At 54.5% G+C, this 19,111-nt stretch carries 15 protein-coding genes and 1 other RNA gene; 5 read left to right on the forward strand and 11 right to left on the reverse strand.

Going from position 1 to position 19,111, the window contains the following annotated elements; translation table 11 throughout:
- Window positions 1-50 precede the first annotated feature (50 nt).
- On the forward strand, window positions 51-455 hold the full coding sequence (locus tag K5Y30_RS03575) for a hypothetical protein (RefSeq protein ID WP_222210514.1): 405 nt from the start codon (window positions 51-53) through the stop codon (window positions 453-455).
- 30 nt (window positions 456-485) lie between these two features.
- On the opposite strand, the gene K5Y30_RS03580 is transcribed toward K5Y30_RS03575, so the two are convergent.
- Window positions 486-3,539, reverse strand: a complete 3,054-nt coding sequence (locus K5Y30_RS03580; protein ID WP_222181897.1) for an FAD-binding and (Fe-S)-binding domain-containing protein — start codon at window positions 3,537-3,539, stop codon at window positions 486-488.
- 205 nt (window positions 3,540-3,744) lie between these two features.
- Here K5Y30_RS03580 and ydiK point away from each other — a divergent pair, with 205 nt between their 5' ends.
- Window positions 3,745-4,857, forward strand: coding sequence for an AI-2E family transporter YdiK (ydiK, locus tag K5Y30_RS03585; protein ID WP_222181896.1), 1,113 nt, complete (start codon window positions 3,745-3,747; stop codon window positions 4,855-4,857).
- Between the two features lie 343 nt (window positions 4,858-5,200).
- An RNA gene (gene rprA / locus K5Y30_RS03590) (antisense sRNA RprA) lies at window positions 5,201-5,308 on the forward strand.
- 104 nt (window positions 5,309-5,412) lie between these two features.
- Here rprA and ppsA read toward each other — a convergent pair.
- Complete coding sequence (gene ppsA, locus K5Y30_RS03595) at window positions 5,413-7,794, reverse strand: phosphoenolpyruvate synthase (RefSeq protein ID WP_222181895.1); 2,382 nt, start codon at window positions 7,792-7,794, stop codon at window positions 5,413-5,415.
- Window positions 7,795-8,243: 449 nt separating this feature from the next.
- Between ppsA and K5Y30_RS03600 the strand changes: the two genes are divergently transcribed.
- Window positions 8,244-9,071: a pyruvate, water dikinase regulatory protein gene (locus tag K5Y30_RS03600; RefSeq protein ID WP_101764564.1), complete on the forward strand. Its 828-nt coding sequence runs from the start codon at window positions 8,244-8,246 to the stop codon at window positions 9,069-9,071.
- Between the two features lie 195 nt (window positions 9,072-9,266).
- The gene (locus K5Y30_RS03605) at window positions 9,267-10,313 is read left to right on the forward strand and encodes a 3-deoxy-7-phosphoheptulonate synthase (protein ID WP_222210515.1); all 1,047 of its coding nucleotides are present in this window, start codon (window positions 9,267-9,269) and stop codon (window positions 10,311-10,313) included.
- Between the two features lie 7 nt (window positions 10,314-10,320).
- Here the strand turns inward: K5Y30_RS03605 and K5Y30_RS03610 are convergent, their stop codons facing one another.
- From K5Y30_RS03610 to pheT, 9 genes are all read right to left on the reverse strand, one after another.
- On the reverse strand, window positions 10,321-11,760 hold the full coding sequence (locus K5Y30_RS03610) for a YdiU family protein (protein WP_222181893.1): 1,440 nt from the start codon (window positions 11,758-11,760) through the stop codon (window positions 10,321-10,323).
- 98 nt (window positions 11,761-11,858) lie between these two features.
- The gene (locus K5Y30_RS03615; protein ID WP_222181892.1) at window positions 11,859-12,602 is read right to left on the reverse strand and encodes an EAL domain-containing protein; all 744 of its coding nucleotides are present in this window, start codon (window positions 12,600-12,602) and stop codon (window positions 11,859-11,861) included.
- A 314-nt stretch (window positions 12,603-12,916) separates the two neighbouring features.
- The gene (locus K5Y30_RS03620; RefSeq protein ID WP_101764568.1) at window positions 12,917-13,375 is read right to left on the reverse strand and encodes an NlpC/P60 family protein; all 459 of its coding nucleotides are present in this window, start codon (window positions 13,373-13,375) and stop codon (window positions 12,917-12,919) included.
- Between the two features lie 69 nt (window positions 13,376-13,444).
- Window positions 13,445-14,191 carry a vitamin B12 ABC transporter ATP-binding protein BtuD gene (btuD, locus tag K5Y30_RS03625; RefSeq protein ID WP_222210516.1) on the reverse strand — a complete coding sequence of 249 codons (747 nt, stop codon included), beginning with the start codon at window positions 14,189-14,191 and terminating at the stop codon, window positions 13,445-13,447.
- Window positions 14,192-14,737 (reverse strand): glutathione peroxidase, encoded by a 546-nt coding sequence (locus tag K5Y30_RS03630; protein WP_222210517.1) that lies wholly within the window; start codon window positions 14,735-14,737, stop codon window positions 14,192-14,194.
- Window positions 14,738-14,776: 39 nt separating this feature from the next.
- The gene (gene btuC, locus K5Y30_RS03635; RefSeq protein ID WP_222181889.1) at window positions 14,777-15,760 is read right to left on the reverse strand and encodes a vitamin B12 ABC transporter permease BtuC; all 984 of its coding nucleotides are present in this window, start codon (window positions 15,758-15,760) and stop codon (window positions 14,777-14,779) included.
- A gap of 90 nt (window positions 15,761-15,850) precedes the next feature.
- Entirely contained in the window at window positions 15,851-16,225 is a 375-nt protein-coding gene (locus tag K5Y30_RS03640; protein ID WP_222181888.1) for a DUF2502 domain-containing protein, read from the reverse strand.
- 191 nt (window positions 16,226-16,416) lie between these two features.
- The gene (ihfA, locus tag K5Y30_RS03645) at window positions 16,417-16,719 is read right to left on the reverse strand and encodes an integration host factor subunit alpha (RefSeq protein ID WP_007892687.1); all 303 of its coding nucleotides are present in this window, start codon (window positions 16,717-16,719) and stop codon (window positions 16,417-16,419) included.
- Between the two features lie 4 nt (window positions 16,720-16,723).
- The gene (gene pheT, locus K5Y30_RS03650; RefSeq protein ID WP_222181887.1) at window positions 16,724-19,111 is read right to left on the reverse strand and encodes a phenylalanine--tRNA ligase subunit beta; all 2,388 of its coding nucleotides are present in this window, start codon (window positions 19,109-19,111) and stop codon (window positions 16,724-16,726) included.

Raw genomic sequence — 19,111 nt, forward strand, 5'->3', positions numbered from 1 at the left:
GACGCGGTTTAATATGATAATGATTATCATTAACCTAAATAGGTGGCGATATGACGCTTACCGTCTCAGCCTGGTTACAACATAAAATCGACGAATATAAGTTTTCGGTGCGCGATATCACCGTTGACTTCTACATGGCTCAGGCAAAGCTCAACCGCACCGATTGCAGTCTCGACCAACTGCGTCGCTTCAACGACACCTGCCTCGATATGGCAGAAATCTGCGAACTCAACGGCGACGATCACAGCTTTCTACATGCCATGGGCAAACTCCATCACCGCTTAGTGCAGGAGATGGGCAATGCCGATCGTGACCGTTTGTTTCGGATTCAGGCCTATCAACTGGCGCGCCTGTCATTAACACGTTTGTGTCATCAACTGGCGCTCAGCGGCGAGTGGGATCAAGCTACCCGCCTACAGAGTGATTTTGTTCGCCACGCAGGCTGGATATTCTAATCCAGCTTTGTGACGACTCCTACAATTTGTTTACATCATTTCCAGTAACGCTTGCAGTGGATGACGCATGCCATTGCCCTCTGCGCGTTTTACCTGGCTACGACAGGAAAAGCCGGTTGCCAGACAGCGCTGACGCGGCAGCTTTTGCAGTTGTGGATGCCAGGACAGCTCATAAATCCCCAGCGAATTCTCCAGGTTTACGCTTTCGTGGCCATAGGTTCCCGCCATTCCGCAGCAGCCCACATTGACGTTTTCCAGCTTCGCACCAAAGCGCGCAAAAATGCTCTGCCACTGATTCGGCGTGGACGGTAGCGCGGTCACTTCGGTGCAATGCGCAAACAGATACCAGGCTTCGCCGCTGGCGGTTTGTTCCGCGCGTGGAGACAAGGCGGTTTGCAGCCACTCATGCACCAGCTGCACGTTAAACTCGCCGCGCTGCTCGCCCAGCACCTGATTATACTCATCGCGATAACAGAGTACGGTCGCCGGATCGACGCCGACCATCGGCATGCCCAGTTTCGCTACGCGGTTGAGAAAATCGGCTGTTTTGCTGGCGGTACGTGCAAAGCGCTGCAGGAAGCCTTTCACATGCTGCGCCTTGCCGTTCGGTGAGAACGGCAGCAGCACCGGACGATAACCGAGTTTCTCAATCAGCTTGACGAAATCGGTAACCAGCTGCGCCTCGTAATAGCTGGTGAAAGGATCTTGTACCACCAGCACGCAATTTTCGCGTTGCGCTGCATCCAGCGCCTCTAACTGCTCCAGCGTCAGGTTCATCGCCGGATGGCCGCTCAGCTGCTGCTTGAGGCTTGGCGACGACAGCAACGGCAAATCCACCATGCCGATATGCGTTTTGCTCAGCTCGCGCATCCACGGTTGCTTAAGGAAGAAGTTGAACACCTTGGGCGCTTTGGCCATCAACGGCGCGTAACTCTCCACGGTGGCCACCAGATGATCGCTCATCGGGCGCAGATAGCGGGTGTGATACAGCTGCAGGAAGCGTGAACGGAAGTTCGGCACATCAATCTTGATCGGGCACTGCGTCGAGCAGGCTTTACACGCCAGGCAACCCGACATCGCCTCTTTCACTTCGTGCGAGAAGTCATATTCGCCCTGATTCGCGTGCCAGGTATTGCGCGTGCGCTGAATCAGCGTACGCAAGCTGGCGCCCTGTTTCGGCAGCGCCTGCTCAAGTTGGGTTGGATCTACGCCCAGCTCGGAGAGCAAACGCAGCCATTCACGCGTGAGTGTGGCGCGCCCTTTCGGCGAGTGAATACGGTTGCGGGTGATTTTCATCGACGGGCACATTGGGCTACGTGCATCAAAGTTGAAGCACAAACCGTTGCCATTACACTCCATCGCACCGCGCCACTCGTTGCGCACCGTAACCGGAATCTGCCGATCGTAGGTGCCGCGTTTCACCGCATCAACCTGCATCATCGGTTCATTACTGCCAAGCGGCGTACAGATTTTGCCGGGATTCATGCGGTTGTCAGGATCGAACGCGGCTTTGATGCGGCGCAGCTCATTGAATAACGTTTCGCCAAAGAATTCCGGGCTGTACTGCGCGCGAAAACCTTTGCCGTGCTCGCCCCACAATAAACCGCCGTAGCGCGCGGTCAGCGCCACTACTTCATCGGAGATCTGCTTCATCAGCAGCTCCTGTTGCGGATCGCACATATCTAGCGCCGGACGCACATGCAGCACGCCAGCATCCACGTGACCAAACATGCCGTAGCTCAGGCCGTGGCTGTCGAGCAGCGCGCGAAAATCGACGATGTAATCCGCCAGCTGTTCTGGCGGCACCGCGGTATCTTCCACAAACGGAATCGGCTTGGCGCGCCCTTTGGCGTTCCCCAACAGGCCAACCGCTTTTTTGCGCATATTATAGATGCGCTCAATGCCGCCTAAATCGTCACACAGTTGATAGCCAATCACGCCGCCCATCTGCTGGGTCATCAGCTCATCCAGGCGCTGGCACAGCGTGCTGATCTGCTGCTCAATCAGTTCGCCATCATCACCGGCAAACTCCACGATGTTGAGGCCCAGCATCTCTTTATTTGGCACATCGGTAATCAATTCATTAACCGAATGCCAGACGATATCTTCGCGCGCCAGATTCAGTACTTTCGAGTCAACGGTTTCTACCGACAGCGCTTTGGCTTCCACCATAAAAGGGGCGTTACGCAGGGCCGAGTCGAAGGAATCGTATTTGATGTTTACCAGACGACGCACTTTAGGGATGGGTGTGATGTCGAGGCGCGCTTCGGTAATAAAGGCCAATGTGCCTTCCGCGCCGCACAGCAGGCGCGTCAAATCAAACGTCTGCAAATCGTCGCTGAACACATGGCGCAGATCGTAGCCGGTCAGGAAGCGATTGAGCTTGGGGAATTTCTCCAGAATCAAATCGCGCTGTTCGCGGCAGCGACTCAACACCTGCTGGTAAATGCGCCCTTCCGCGGTCGGCGTGCTGGCCAGCTGTTCCGCCAGTTCGGTCGGCATGGCGCGCGTATCGAGGATATCGCCGCCCAGTAGCACCGCGCGCAGGCCTTCAACGTGATCGGAGGTTTTGCCATACACCAGCGAACCCTGGCCCGAAGCATCGGTGTTGATCATACCGCCGAGCGTGGCGCGGTTGCTGGTGGAGAGCTCCGGCGAGAAGAAGAAGCCATACGGCTTGAGCCACGCATTGAGCTGATCTTTCACCACGCCGGCTTCAACACGCACCCATCCTTGCTCGGTGTTGATTTCCAGGATGCGGTTCATGTAGCGCGACATATCCACCACGATGCCCTGATTCAGCGACTGCCCGTTGGTGCCGGTGCCGCCACCGCGTGGCGTAAACACCAGGCTGGTAAAGCGGGTTTCACCGGCAAGGCGCGCAATCAACGCCACATCCGCCGTCGAGCGTGGAAACAGCGCCGCATCAGGCAGCAGCTGATAAATACTATTGTCGGTGGCAAGCGAGAGGCGATCGGCATAGCTGGTGGCGGTATCGCCGGTAAAGCCTTGCTCTTTTAAGGACTGCAGGAATGTCAGCACCAGTTGAACGAGGCCCGGTGCCTGAGAAATCTGTGGGATCATTATTGAGTGACCGAGATGTTGTAAACGTTTGCGTCGTAATTTTTTTCAGCCCTTGGTTTTATCATACTTTTCTGCTGGCTGCTGTTTTTTCAGGAAAGCGCACCGCCGTCGCTGCTTTTCCTGTTTAATTTTCAGGAAATAGATCATCATTAATCAGGGCTGTTCAGCCCCACTCTGAAGGACTCAATCGAGGTTAACCGTTGTGATGAAAGACCTGCAACGCGGTATGGATTTACCGCAAATGCTGTTTTCGCTGATGTTCATTCTGATCATGATCATCGCCAGTCTGTGGGTGGTGCAGCCCTTTATTCTCGGCTTCGCCTGGGCCAGCATGGTGGTGATCGCCACCTGGCCGTTGATGATTCGTCTGCAGCACATGTTATGGGGACGGCGCTCTCTGGCGGTGATCGCCATGACCATTTTGCTCTTACTATTGTTTATTATTCCTATCGCCCTGCTGGTCAGCAGCCTGATTGATAACAGTGCGCCGGTGATCGCCTGGGCAACGCAGCGCCATCTGGTGATGCCTGACTTCGATTGGTTGCGACAGATTCCCTATATCGGCAGGAAACTCTACTCGAGCTACCACAAATTAGTGGATGGCGGCGGCGCGGCGATACTGAATCAGGTGCAGCCTTATATTGGTCGCACCACCGGCTTCTTCGTGGCACAGGCCGGCCACTTTGGTCGCTTTATGATGCATCTCATCGTGATGCTGCTGTTCAGCGTGCTGCTGTACTGGCGCGGAGAGCAGGTGGGTCACGGGATTCGTCATTTTGCCTATCGCATGAGTGGACGCCGTGGCGATGCTGCGGTGCTGCTGGCCGGTCAGGCGATTCGTGCTGTGGCGCTGGGCGTGGTGGTCACCGCGTTGGTTCAGGGCGTGCTCGGCGGCATCGGTTTAGCCATTTCCGGCATTCCTTACGCCACGCTGTTAACCGTGTTGATGATTCTGACCTGTCTGGTGCAGCTCGGACCGCTGGTAGTGTTAGTGCCAGCGATTATCTGGCTGTACTGGAGCGGCGATACCACGTGGGGCACGGTGCTGCTGATATGGAGTTGCGTGGTGGGTACGCTGGACAGCGTGTTGCGTCCGGTGTTGATTCGCATGGGTGCCGATTTACCGATGATCCTTATTCTTTCCGGCGTTATTGGCGGATTGATTGCTTTCGGTATGATTGGGCTGTTTATCGGTCCGGTGGTCTTAGCGGTTTCTTATCGTCTGGTTTCAGTGTGGATGCATGAAGCGCCCGAACCGGATGACGATGTGCAGACCGCCATCGAAGCGTTGGCCGATCACGAAGAAGAACTTCATTAAGCGTTCCCCGCCGGGTCGCCGTTCATGGCGACCTCATTCACATTAACGCCCACTCAGCGAAGATACACGTTCTCTCAGTTTTACACTGGCCTTACTTTAACCCGCCTAATGCCCCAACATCGCCCCCGCGCATTTCTTACTGATAATAATTTTTTTTCATAAGCGGTTTTTAAGAAAAAACGCAGTTTTAGGCGCTTTAGGCGGAATTCTCTTACGGAATGATTATTTTTACAGCTGAATTGCCGCTTAGTAGGGAAGAAAAAGGCCACGAAAGGTTATCAGCTTTAAACTAATAAGAGGATTCTTAAAGACGCCAGCGAGCCTGATCAATAACATGTTTCCTATGTTTTGAATCAAGCTACTGATTTCTAAACAACCTTATTCCCCTGAGTAAAGTGAAGAATTGCTGTGTGTAGTCTTTGCCCATCCCCTGTGATGGGCTTTTTTTTGGCTTTTTTTAGATAAAAAAATAAGGCCAGCGGCGCTGACCTTGATAATTACACTAATGACACATCAGATTCTCATCTGATGCATCAAATTACCGCCTGGTTAATGTTAGGATGCGTTCAGCTCTGCCAAACTCAACCAGGTTTCAACCACGGTATCCGGATTAAGCGACAGGCTATCAATGCCCTGCTCCATTAACCATGCCGCGAAGTCCTGATGATCCGACGGTCCCTGACCACAAATACCGACGTATTTGCCCTGTTTTTTTGCCGCTTTGATCGACATCGATAACAGCGCTTTCACGGCATCATTACGTTCATCAAACAGCGCGGAAACCACGCCAGAGTCACGATCGAGGCCCAGAGCCAGCTGTGTCATGTCGTTAGAGCCGATGGAGAAGCCATCGAAGTGCTCGAGGAACTGCTCAGCCAGCAAGGCGTTGGACGGGATCTCACACATCATGATCACTTTCAGGCCATTCTCGCCGCGCTTCAGACCGTTTTTCGCCAGCTCGGCGATCACCGCTTCGGCTTGATCGACGGTACGCACGAACGGAATCATGATTTCAACGTTGGTCAGCCCCATTTCGTTACGCACGCGCTTCACCGCTTCGCACTCCAGCTTGAAGCAGTCGCGGAAGTTGTCAGCAACGTAGCGACCGGCGCCACGGAAACCGAGCATCGGGTTCTCTTCTTCCGGCTCATAACGCTCGCCACCCACCAGGTTGGCGTATTCGTTGGTTTTAAAATCGGAAAGACGAACAATCACCCGTTTCGGCGCAAATGCCGCACCCAGCGTCGCAATCCCTTCGGTTAGACGGCCGATGTAGAACTCAATCGGGTCATCAAAGCCTTTCATCATCTGACGAATCTGCTGCTGCAATTCCGGCGTTTGCTGATCAAACTCCAGCAACGCTTTGGGATGCACGCCAATCATACGGTTGATAATGAACTCCAGACGCGCCAGGCCAACACCTTCGTTCGGCAAGCAGGCGAAATCGAAAGCACGATCCGGATTACCGATGTTCATCATGATCTTCAGCGGCAGTTCCGGCATGGTATCGACCTGCGAGCTGGTCACTTCGAAGTCCAGCAGTTCGTCATAGACATAACCGGTATCACCTTCGGCGCAGGAAACCGTGACTTTGTGGCCATCTTTCAGGTGATCGGTGGCATCGCCACAGCCCACCACCGCCGGAATGCCCAGCTCACGCGCGATGATCGCCGCGTGGCAAGTACGACCGCCGCGATTGGTGACGATGGCTGAGGCTTTCTTCATGATCGGTTCCCAATCGGGATCGGTCATATCAGTTACCAGCACATCGCCTTTTTCAATGCGATGCATCTCGCTGATGTCGTGGATGACTTTGACTTCACCCGCACCGATGCGATGACCAATGGCGCGGCCTTCGACCACCACGTTGCCTTTGCCCTGCAGCGTATAACGTTCCATCACCTGACCGTTGGAGCGCACCGTTTCCGGACGCGCCTGCACGATGAACAGTTTGCCGGTGTGGCCATCTTTCGCCCATTCAATGTCCATTGGGCGTTTGTAGTGCTGCTCAATCAGCACCGCCTGACGCGCCAGCGCCTGCACTTCGTCATCGGTTAAGCTGAAGCGATCGCGCTGTTCCTGCTCGACATCTTCAATCCGCACCTGCTCGCCATGCTCCTGCGAATCCGCATACACCATGCGCAGCTTTTTTGAGCCCATGGTGCGGCGCACAATCGCCGGACGATTGGCGGCCAGCGTGGGTTTATGCACGTAGAACTCGTCGGGGTTCACCGCGCCCTGCACCACCATTTCGCCCAAACCAAAGGCGGAGGTGATAAACACCACTTGATCAAAGCCCGATTCGGTATCAATGGTGAACATCACGCCCGACGAGGCGAGGTCCGATCGCACCATGCGCTGAATACCGGCCGAGAGCGCCACGCCGCGATGGTCGTAGCCCTGATGCACACGGTAGGAGATGGCACGATCGTTAAATAAGGAGGCATAAACGTGCTTCACCGCGATGATGACCGCGTCATAACCCTGCACGTTAAGGAAAGTCTCCTGCTGGCCGGCAAACGAGGCGTCGGGCATATCCTCGGCGGTGGCTGACGAGCGCACCGCAAAGGAGGCGTCGGCATCATCAGCAGAGAGTTGTTCGTAGGCGCTACGAATTGCCGCTTCCAGTTCAGGCTGGAATGGCGTATCGATCACCCATTGACGAATCTGTTTACCCGCTTGCGCGAGCTCAGCAACATCATCAACATCCGTTTTATCCAGCAAATCATAGATCCGCTGGTTCAGTCCGCTTTGATCGAGGAACAGATTAAACGCGTAAGATGTGGTCGCATAACCGTTTGGTACGGAAACACCCAGCGACGACAAATTCGTAATCATTTCTCCAAGGGAAGCATTCTTGCCTCCCACCCGATCAACATCATGCATGCCAAGCTGGTTGTACCAGAGCACTAGCGACTGTTGGTCTTGATTGGACATTGAGATTATCCTTTTAAATGATGTGAATACACATGGAACATTTTGCTATTCGCCAAAACAGCCTGGCACAACCGATTAATAAAGACTAAGTGTTGAATCGTTAAAGCAGGAAAAGAAAGGCAAAATCGGATTAGTACTTAGAATTAATTGAGTTGCGCAACTTGGCTATTTCACGCTAATGGATTGCTGTAGCGATATTTTTCCCCTTTTCAGAGGGTTAGCGATTGATTTTTGTTGCGCAACGCCGTCACACTTTATTTCATGCGCGAAAAGGAAAATGCGCGAAAATAACGCTTTCCGAAACAGCATTTCATCTAATATTGATTATTCGCTGATTCATCTTTGTGAGCGCAATAGCGGACAATATGGATATTTCATTTTACTATTAATTAAAATGAAATATTGTCATCGATAATTTGGGCATTGCTAAGCAAGAGGATATTTGCACTATGAACACTGAACGCAGCGTATTCTACATTTCTGATGGCACCGCCATTACCGCCGAAGTGCTGGGCCATGCGGTGTTATCCCAGTTTCCGGTGATGACCCACAGCGTGACGCTGCCGTTTGTCGAGAATGTGCAGCGCGCTCAGGCGGTTAAAGCACAGATCAACGCGCTCTACCAGCAGAGCGGCGTGCGCCCGCTGGTGTTCTTCTCCATCGTCACGCCCGACGTCCGCGAAATTATCCTGGAGAGCGAAGGCTTTTGTCAGGACATCGTGCAGGCGCTGGTGGCGCCGCTGCAGAGCGAGCTCGGCGTGGCGTCAATGCCGGTGGCGCACCGCACGCACGGTTTGACCGCCAGCAACCTCGGCAAATATGACGCGCGCATCGCGGCCATTGATTACACCCTTGCGCATGATGACGGTATTTCCCTGCGCGGTCTCGAAGATGCGCAGGTGATTCTGCTCGGCGTATCTCGCTGCGGGAAAACGCCCACCAGCTTGTATCTGGCGATGCAGTTTGGCGTTCGTGCCGCTAACTATCCATTTATCGCCGATGATATGGATAACCTGAAGCTGCCGCCGGCGCTGCGTGCACATCAGCACAAGCTGTTTGGTTTGACCATCGACCCGGAACGCCTGGCGGCGATTCGCCAGGAGCGCGCGGAAAATACGCGCTACGCTTCATTGCGCCAGTGCCGTCTCGAAGTAGGCGAAGTGGAAGCGCTGTTCCGCACCAACCAGATTCGTTATCTCAACAGCACCAACTATTCGGTGGAAGAGATCGCCACCAAAATCCTCGATATCATGGGTCTGAGCCGCAGCATGTATTAGGTTTCTCTGCCGGTCGCCATAAGTGGCGACCTCCCGCCACATACCGGGCCTGTATTGCAATCGTAAAGTCTGGCTTCCGTCTGGTTTTAAGACCTTTGTTTTTAGCAGGTTGAATTCGCAGGCTATTAGTTTATTGTGATCACCATCACTTCCCGGTATTTCACCGCTGCGAAGAACAAATTTTTGAGAATCTCAATGAACAAGACTGATGAACTGCGTACCGCGCGCATCGGTAGCCTACTGACTCCGGCTGCGCTCGCGCATGAACACCCTATTTCGGCAGAGATTGCCGCCAACGTCACCGCTTCCCGCCAGCGCATCGCACGCATTCTGACCGGTGAAGATCCGCGTCTGCTGGTGATTATTGGCCCTTGCTCGCTGCACGATCCTAAAGCGGCGATTGAGTATGCTGAACGTCTGAACGTGCTGCGTGAGCGCCATAAAGATCGTCTGGAAATCGTGATGCGTGCCTATTTCGAAAAACCGCGCACCGTGATTGGCTGGAAAGGCCTGATCTCCGATCCCGATCTGGATGGCAGCTACGATGTAAACCGCGGCATCGCCATTGCGCGCAAACTGCTGCTGGATATCAACGCGCTGGGCATGCCAACCGCCACTGAATTCCTCGATATGGTGATCGGCCAGTTTATTGCCGACCTGATCAGCTGGGGCGCGATTGGCGCGCGTACCACCGAAAGCCAGATTCATCGTGAAATGGCGTCAGCGCTCTCCTGTCCGGTCGGTTTCAAAAACGGCACCGACGGCAACGTGCAAATTGCGGTCGATGCGATTCGCGCCGCGCGTGCCAGCCACATGTTCCTGTCACCGGATAAAAACGGTCAGATGACCATCTATCAAACCAGCGGCAATCCGCATGGTCACGTGATCCTGCGCGGCGGTCGTCAGCCGAACTATCACCCCGAAGATGTGGCGGCGGCAGCGGCCAATCTGCGCGACTTCAATCTGCCGGAGCAATTGGTGATCGACTTCAGCCACGGCAACTGCCTGAAGCAGCACGGTCGTCAGCGTGACGTTGCCGATGATGTGGCGGCGCAAATACGTGCCGGATCGCGCGCGGTTGCGGGCGTGATGATCGAGAGTTTCCTGCAGGAAGGGAATCAGAAAGTGGTGAGCGGTGCGGCGCTGACCTATGGTCAGTCAATCACCGATCCGTGCCTCGGCTGGGAAGACAGCGCCGAGGTGCTGGCAAAACTGGCTGCCGCGGTCGACAGCCGTTTTTAATGCTGATCTAGCTGGAACAGCTCACTTCCAGCGTTTTGCCCCACTCTGGTGGCCGTTGGCGCAACTCTGCGCTGACGGCTACATCGCTAAACGGTTGCTGTAACGCGCTATGCAGCTTCGCTAACGCCGTGGTCTCGCCGTTCTCGACCTCTTCAATCACCTGCTGTGCCAGATAGTTGCGTAACACCAGCGCCGGATTAGCCGCTTTCATCACCGCCTGACGCTGCGCATCGCTGGCGTGGTCTTGCAACAAACGCTGGCGATAATCGCTGTACCAGCGATCAAAGGCCTCACGATCGATAAACTCATCACGCAACGGCGAACGGCTTTCATCTTGCTGCGTGTCGCTCAGCATGCGGAAGGTCAGCGTGTAATCACTGTGTTCCGCCGTCATCATCGACAGCAAGCCGGTCAGAAGCATGTTGTCATTGGCATCCGCCGTCAGCAAGCCGAGTTTGGCACGCATTTTCTCGCCCCAGACGCGCATCAGCTCACCTTCATAATGACCCAGCGCCTGCTTGATTTGCTCGGTGGTCATCAAGCCTGACAAGGCATGCGCCAGGCGATTGAGGTTCCACAAGCCTATCATCGGCTGATTTTCGAAAGCGTAGCGGCCCTGATAATCACTGTGATTGCAGATGTAATCCGGCTGATAGTCGTCGAGGAAACCGTAAGGGCCGTAGTCCAGCGTTAAGCCCAGAATCGACATGTTATCGGTGTTCATCACGCCGTGCGCAAAGCCAACGCTCTGCCAATGGGCGATCAGGCTCGCCGTGCGTTTAACGATATCGGTGAACCACAGCAGGTAACGATCCGCTTCATCCTTGAGCTGCGGCCAGTGATGGCGAATGGCGTAATCCGCCAGCTGGCGCACTTTGTCTTGTTCACCGCCGTAATAGAAATGCTCAAAATGACCGAAACGCAGATGGCTGTCGGCAATGCGCATCAGCATCGCACCGCGTTCCTGGGTTTCGCGTAGCACCGGCTCATCGCCAATGGCTAACGCCAACGCTCGCGTGGTGGGAATGCCAAGATGGTGCAGCGCTTCAGACGCGAGGAATTCGCGTACGCTGGAGCGGATCACCGCGCGTCCGTCGCCCATGCGCGAATAGGGCGTTAATCCGGCCCCTTTTAAGTGCCAGTCGAGCTTGCGGCCGTTGGCCAGCTGCTGTTCACCCAACAGAATGCCGCGCCCATCGCCCAACTGTCCGGCCCAGACGCCAAACTGATGGCCACTATAAACCTGCGCCAGCGGCGACATGCCGGGCAGCATTTCGCGTCCTGACCACACGCCATGCCCGCTGCCGGCGAACAGCGCATTGTCTAAACCCATCTCTTGTGCCAGCGGGGCATTGTGATAAAACAGCCGTCCGCCCGCTAATGGCGTTGGATCCAGCGCGGTGTAGAATCCGGGTAATTCTTGCTGCCAGCTATTGATAAATTGCATCGACACTCCGGAAGGTGCGCTTAAATCAGGCACCCGCAATGAGTTATAAGATAACAGAGAGTGTAACGCCGACGCGGCGCGGAAGACAGGCGAAAGGGTTACTGCTGCGAAGGCGTGTGTAAATTCAGGTCGGAATAGATGAGATCGTTAAGACGTTCAGCTTTCACCACCGGGAACAGGCTGCCTTGTAGCTGCGCACCACTCAACGTGGTCATCTTTTCCATCATGTGGTTATCGTCAATACCACAAATAATGATCTGGTCCGCAAAATCGGAAAAATTATTGATAACCGTCTGAATAAAAGGCGTAAACGAGGCGCGCTTGGCCAGGTTGTGAATAAAGGCTTTATCCAGTTTTAACACGCTAAACAGATTATCGTACACCGCGGTTGCCGGTGCTTTTCCTGCGCCAAATTGTGAAAGCGATAAACGAAATTCACTTTGTAATGCTGCGAGCAATGGATGGGATTTACCCAAAGATAATTGCGGAAACGTTTCGCTGATATCTAAAACAATAAAAGGGATTTGTCGGAATTTCCTTAACAGAAATTCGCTGGCTAAAAGTGTATTGGCCATAGAATCATCAATACGTACCAACGCGGTAATTTGATTAATCTCAAAAAAATCGCGGTACTTTTCCAGCAATGAAAGCTGGCTCTGCAGCAAACGTAATTGCTGCGCATCGTCCAATTGCGGCAACAGCAAATCCTGCGGCAGCGTAATAGGTGCGCTGTCGTGGACAAATTGCGTCACCAGCTCGACCGCAGTCAGCTGGCCCGCCAGAGAGTAAACTGGATAAAACCAGGTTTCCGACTGATAGTCGGCAGACAAATGGACTTTCATTTTTCAAGCCAGAAGCAATGGCAATTGGCGCATCGTATATCAACGAATTCTACCAGGCAATAGGACCAAACGTTTGAAGAGGTGCCGTTTTAGGTCTTATTACGCTGATTTAAGCCGCAAATAATACTTAAGCCAAATAAGCCGGGGTTAATGTCCATACCAATTAAATAAATTTAGCTTTATTATTAGTATTAAATCGATGGCAGGTAAAGTGCCATTTTAAATGATAGTTAAATATCGGCAGAATTCAGATTTAATTCAGGGTGAGATACACTTTCTTTTTTCGCGTCTTTATTAAGCGATAACAACGCTATTTAGATGCGACGCGCCTGCCAAAATACTTTACGCCAGTAAACATTATCCAGCGACGAGCGAATCACACCCTGGCTGGTCGAGGCGTGAATAAAGGTGTTGTCGGTATCGTAAATACCGACGTGCAAACCGTTTTCTCCGCTGCCGGTTTTGAAGAACACCAGATCGCCAGGCAGCAGATCGCCTTTGTCGATGCGCGTACCAATGTCGGTTTGATCAATGGTCGAGCGTGGCAGTTGCATATCGAATTTATCGCGGAAGGTGAGATAGACGAAGCCGGAACAATCCACGCCACCGCGGCTTAATCCGCCATAGCGATACGGCGTTCCCCGCCAGCGGCTCAGCTGATCGTTGAGTTGGGCAATCACGGTGATAGAGTCAGACAAACGGCCATTCGGCGGCGGTGCATGATGGCTACAGCCCGCCAGCAACAGTGCCAAAATCAAAATTGTCAGCCGCATCCGCCTTTTCCTCTCTCCCTCGTCCGGCAGACACTGTAGCGGCAAAGCGCCACGGCACGCAATCCTCTGTCAGGGAATAAACAGCAGCGGACCTTGTGCGGTATCAATTTGTTCAAACGGGGTTTGGTAAAGCGGCGCTAAATGCGCAGCGGTCAGCACCTCGCTGGCCCTGCCCTGACGGACAACCGCGCCTTGATGCATTAGCCACACGCGATCGGCATGGCGCAGGCTGTGGTTGAGATCGTGCCCGCTGGCAACAATCGCCAGACCGCTGCGACACAGTTCGGCTAACAACTTATCAACCGCGCGCTGCTGCGCCACGTCGAGTGCGCTCATCGGCTCATCCAGCAGCAGCAGTTTGCCGCGTGGATTGAACGCCGGATGAACCTGTAACACCACGGCAGCCAACCGCACCCGTTGCCATTCGCCACCAGAAAGCTGCGTAAGACTGCGCGTCAGTTTGTCTTTCAGCGCTAACTGCGCGATCACCTCTTGTAACACGCAGTCTGTTTCCGCCGTTTGTGTGGTGACATGCATGCGTAAGTAATGCCACACCGGCATTTGTCCCGGCGCCATCTGCTGTTGCGGCAGCCAGGCGCGCAGCTGGGCCAATGCCGCACCGTTTAACGTGGACAGCGGCGCGCCATCCAGCAGAATGCTGCCCTGACTCGGCAGCAAACCGGACAGCGCGTTGAGCAAGGTACTTTTACCGGCACCGTTCGGCCCCACCAGATGTACTAACTCACCGGCGTTAACGCTAAGTTCAACGGAAGCCAAACGCCCTGCGACGCTGGCTCCCTGACACTGCAATAGCATTTACTCGGCCAGCGCCTGCTCAACGCTTTTCAGGATGATCGGATCGTCTGGCGTCATATCCGGTGAGAAGCGCGCAATCACTTTGCCCTGCTTATTAATAAGGAACTTCTCGAAGTTCCACAGGATATCGCCTGGCGCTTTCGGCGCACGGCCTTTGCTCTCCATACGCTCGAGGAAACCGCTGCCTTCCGGGCGTTGCGCCACTGGCTGTGCCGCCGTCAGCTGCGCATAGAGAGGATGACGATGCTCGCCGTTGACGTCGGTTTTATCAAACATTGGGAAAGTGACGCCGTAGGTGGTGCTGCAGAAGGTTTTGATCTCTTCGTTGCTGCCCGGCTCTTGCTCGAGGAACTGATTACACGGGAAGCCAAGCACGCTGAAATTCTTATCCTGCCAGGCTTTCTGCAGCGATTCTAACTGCTCGTACTGCGCCGTCAGGCCACATTTGGATGCCACGTTTACTACCAGCAGCACCTTGCCTTCATAGGCCGCCAGCGTGTTTTTTTCACCGTCCAGCGTAACCAGTTCTGTTTGATAAATGCTCATAGTCGATTCCTGTTGTTGATAACACGTTGCCAGCCGAAGCTAGCGCGAAGACTTCACTAATAACACGATAAACAGCGGCGCGCCGAGCGTGGCCGTTACCACGCCAATCGGCAGTTCGGCGGAGGTTAACACCAGCCGCGCAATAATATCCGCGCCAAGCAGCACTGCGGCACCGGCTAACGCCGCCGCAGGCAACAAATAACGATGATCGCTGAAACCGCTGAGACGCAACAAATGCGGGATCACCAAACCGACAAAGCCGATTGCCCCCGCCATCGCCACGCTCACGCCCACCAGCCAGCCCATCGCCAGCACCAGCAGGTTGCGCCACAGCAGCAGCGGTAATCCGAGCTGACGCGCCGAGGTTTCGCCCAGCGCCAGCAAATTCAGCGTGCGCGCGGTGGCGATCAGCAGCAGCGTAACCGGCAGCAGCGCCAGCATCATCCAGCCATAGCGCCAGTCGATGCCGCTAAAACCGCCCATCATCCAGTACATCAACTGGCGCAGATCGAGGCTGGTGCTAAAGTACACCGCCCACGTCATGATGGCGCTACAGATAATGCCGAGCGCCACGCCGGTCAACAGCAAGCGGCTTACCGACAGTTGTTTGTGGGCGAAGTGCAGCAGAATCAGCGTGATCAGCAGCGCACCGGCCATGGCCGCCAGCGCTAAGCTCCATAGCGAGCCGTTACCGAGCATCACGCCTAATACCAGACCAATCCCCGCCCCGTTAGACACGCCAAGTAAGCCGGGTTCCGCCAGCGGATTGTTGAACAGCGCCTGCATCACTACGCCGCACACCGCCAGCGCTGCACCCACCAGCAGCACCGCCAGCGTGCGCGGCATGCGCAGCTGCCAGACGAACAGATCGCCTTCCGCCGAAAACCATTGTGTGGGGGAGATCCAGCTGTCGCCGGCACACAGGCTAAGCCCGATGAGCAGCAATAGCAGCGCAATGAGTGCGATGAGCCAGCGCTGGCTGCGGCGATTTGCCTGGGAAGCAAGCTGATCCAGCAGAGTCATAGATAAGATTGGCTGAGAAAACAGAGATTTGATTGTAGTGGGATTACAGCAAAAAGAAAGCGGCGCTGTGGAGGCGCCGCTGGAGAAGCCTTACTGATGCGGAGGGAGCGGCTGACCGTGATTATCACGCTTCTGCTGATTGTCACGCTGGTCGTGATGCTGCGGTTGCGGCTGACGCTGTGGCTGACGTTTGTCGTCGCGGTGCGGTCCATTGCCCGGATGCTGCGCCTGCCAGCCGTTACCGTTCCAGTAACCGTGCGGACCTTTGGTGCCGATGCGCTGGTTATGGTGCTGTTTCCACCACGTTGGCGCGCGCCAGTCGTAGCCATCCCAATAGTAGCCACGTTTATCCTGATCGCCGATATGAATCGAAACGCCCGGTGTATTGATGTTGACGGAAACATTGGCGCTAGCCAGCAGCGGCATGCCTAACAAGACACTTAATAAAATTGCTGTCTTTTTCATTATTCGAACCTTTTGCTCTGTGATGGCGCTGTTATAACAAAAGTGTTAATGCCGTCACTATCGGTGAGGACCGATTTTCGCCCTATTTTCCTGATACTTACTAAATCCTTACATCGTGAATAAATCGTGAGGAGCGGCCAGATTTAAGACAAAAAAAAAGGCCGCTAAGCGGCCTTTTTGTCGTACTGAAATTAGTCAGCATCCTTGGGTGTCGCGTTCTCGACGCGACTTTTCAACTTCTGTCCCGGACGGAATGTCACCACTCGGCGCGCGGTGATAGGAATATCTTCCCCCGTCTTCGGGTTACGGCCCGGACGCTGGTTTTTGTCACGCAGATCAAAATTACCAAATCCGGACAGTTTTACCTGTTCTCCGTTTTCCAACGCGCGGCGAACCTCTTCAAAAAAAAGTTCTACCAACTCTTTGGCATCGCGTTTGCTCAACCCGAGTTTTTCAAACAGGTACTCTGACATTTCAGCTTTTGTAAGCGCCATAGGTTCAATCCCTCAAGGTTGCCTGGAATCGCTCTTTTAATGCCGCAACGCATTTGGCAACGGTCGCGGCAATCTCCTCTTCTTCGAGTGTCCGGCTGGTATCCTGCAAAATCAGGCTAATCGCTAGGCTCTTTTCACCTTCGTTTACGCCCTTACCACGGTACACGTCAAACAAGTTTACGCCAACTACCTGATTTACGCCAACTTTCTTACACTCCGCAATGATATCTGCTGCAGGCACATTTTCAGCCACCACAACGGCGATATCACGACGGTTTGCCGGGAAGCGAGAAATCTCGCGCGCATCAGGCAGGACGCGGTCTGCGACCTTATTCCAAAGCAGTTCAAACACTAAGGTGCGACCATTCAGATCCAGCTTACGTTCCAGCTCTGGATGAACCACCCCGATAAATCCGATTCGTTCGCCGCATAAATAAATTGCGGCGCTTTGTCCTGGATGCAGCGCCGGATTGGCTTCCGCACGGAAGGAAATCTCATCAAGTTTACCAGTCAAATCCAGCAGCGATTCTAAATCGCCTTTCAAATCATAGAAGTCAACCGTCTGACGCGCCAGATCCCAATGCTCTTCAAAGCGATTACCGCTTAAAACGCCGGCCAGCATAAGATCCTGGCGGATACCCAGATCGGCCTGTGTATCAGGAACAAAGCGTAAACCGCTTTCAAACAGGCGTACGCGGCCCTGCTGACGGTTTTGGTTATACACCACCGCGCCCAGCAAACCGGTCCACAGCGACAGGCGCATTGCCGACATATCGCTGGATATTGGGCTGGGCAGGATCAGCGCCTCTTCGCCCGGATGCAGCAACTGTTGCAGTTTTGGATCAACGAAGCTGTAAGTAATCGCTTCCTGATAACCTTTATCTACCAACAGATTTTTCGCACGCTTCAGCGACAGGTCGGCTTCACGATGCTGCGTCATGATCAGGTTGGCTTTCACCGGCACATCAGGGATGTTGTTATAGCCGTAAACGCGCGCCACTTCTTCGACCAGATCTTCTTCGATAGCCATATCGAAACGCCAGCTTGGCGCAACGGCTTGCCACTCACCTGCACCAACTTTAACTTCGCAACCGAGACTCGTCAGGATGTCAGTAACCTGTTCGTCAGCAATGACATGGCCAATCAGGCGATCGAGCTTTTCACGGCGCAGCGTGATAGTGGCGCGTGGCGGCAGCGCGCTCGCGTCAGTTTGGTCGATAACCGGGCCCGCTTCGCCGCCACAGATGTCGAGCAACAGCTGCGTCGCGCGTTCAATCGCTTTGTGCTGCAGTGCCGGATCGACACCACGCTCGTAACGATGTGATGCATCGGTATGCAGGCCTTGACGGCGAGCGCGGCCGGTAATCGCCAGCGGATCAAAGTAGGCGCATTCGAACAGCACATTTTGCGTCTCTTCATTGACACCCGAATGCTCGCCACCAAAGATGCCGCCCATCGCCAGCGCTTTGTGGTGATCGGCAATCACCAGCGTGTCGCTGCTGAGTTTAGCTTCGGTACCATCCAGCAGCGTCAGCACTTCGCCCTCTTCTGCCATACGCACCACGATGCCGCCGTCGATGCGGTCGAGATCGAAGGCATGCATCGGCTGGCCAAGCTCCAGCAGTACAAAGTTGGTGATATCGACCACCGGATCGATTGAGCGAATACCGCAACGACGCAGCTTCTCACGCATCCACAATGGCGTAGCGGCTTTGACGTTGACACCTTTCACCACGCGGCCAAGGTAGCGCGGGCACGCGGCGGTGGCATCAACGCGAATCGGGATGGTATCGTTGATGGTGGCTTTTACCGGCTCAATCGCGGGCGCCGTCAGCGGCAAACCGTTCAAAACTGCTACATCACGCGCAATCCCAATGATGCCCAGGCAATCGGCGCGGTTTGGCGTGACGCTGATTTCAATGGTGTTGTCATCCAGTTGCAGATAGCTGCGGATGTCGGTGCCAATTGGCGCATCGGCTGGCAGCTCAATGATGCCATTGTGATCGTCGGAAATACCCAGCTCAGAGAAGGAGCACAGCATGCCTTCAGACGGTTCGCCACGCAGTTTTGCTGCTTTGATTTTGAAATCGCCCGGCAGCACAGCGCCAACGGTCGCCACCGCCACTTTCAGGCCCTGACGGCAGTTTGGCGCGCCGCAGACGATATCCAACAGGCGATCGCCACCGACGTTGATTTTAGTGACGCGCAGTTTGTCGGCGTTCGGATGCTGGCCGCACTCAACCACTTCACCCACCACAACACCGTTGAAAGCGCCGGCAACCGGATCCACGCCGTCCACTTCAAGGCCGGCCATGGTGATTTGCTCAGACAGCGCAGCGCTGTCCAGGGCTGGATTTACCCATTCGCGTAACCAGAGTTCACTGAATTTCAT

This window comes from Pantoea sp. DY-5 (assembly GCF_019795955.1).
Taxonomy (GTDB): Bacteria; Pseudomonadota; Gammaproteobacteria; order Enterobacterales; family Enterobacteriaceae; genus Pantoea; species Pantoea leporis.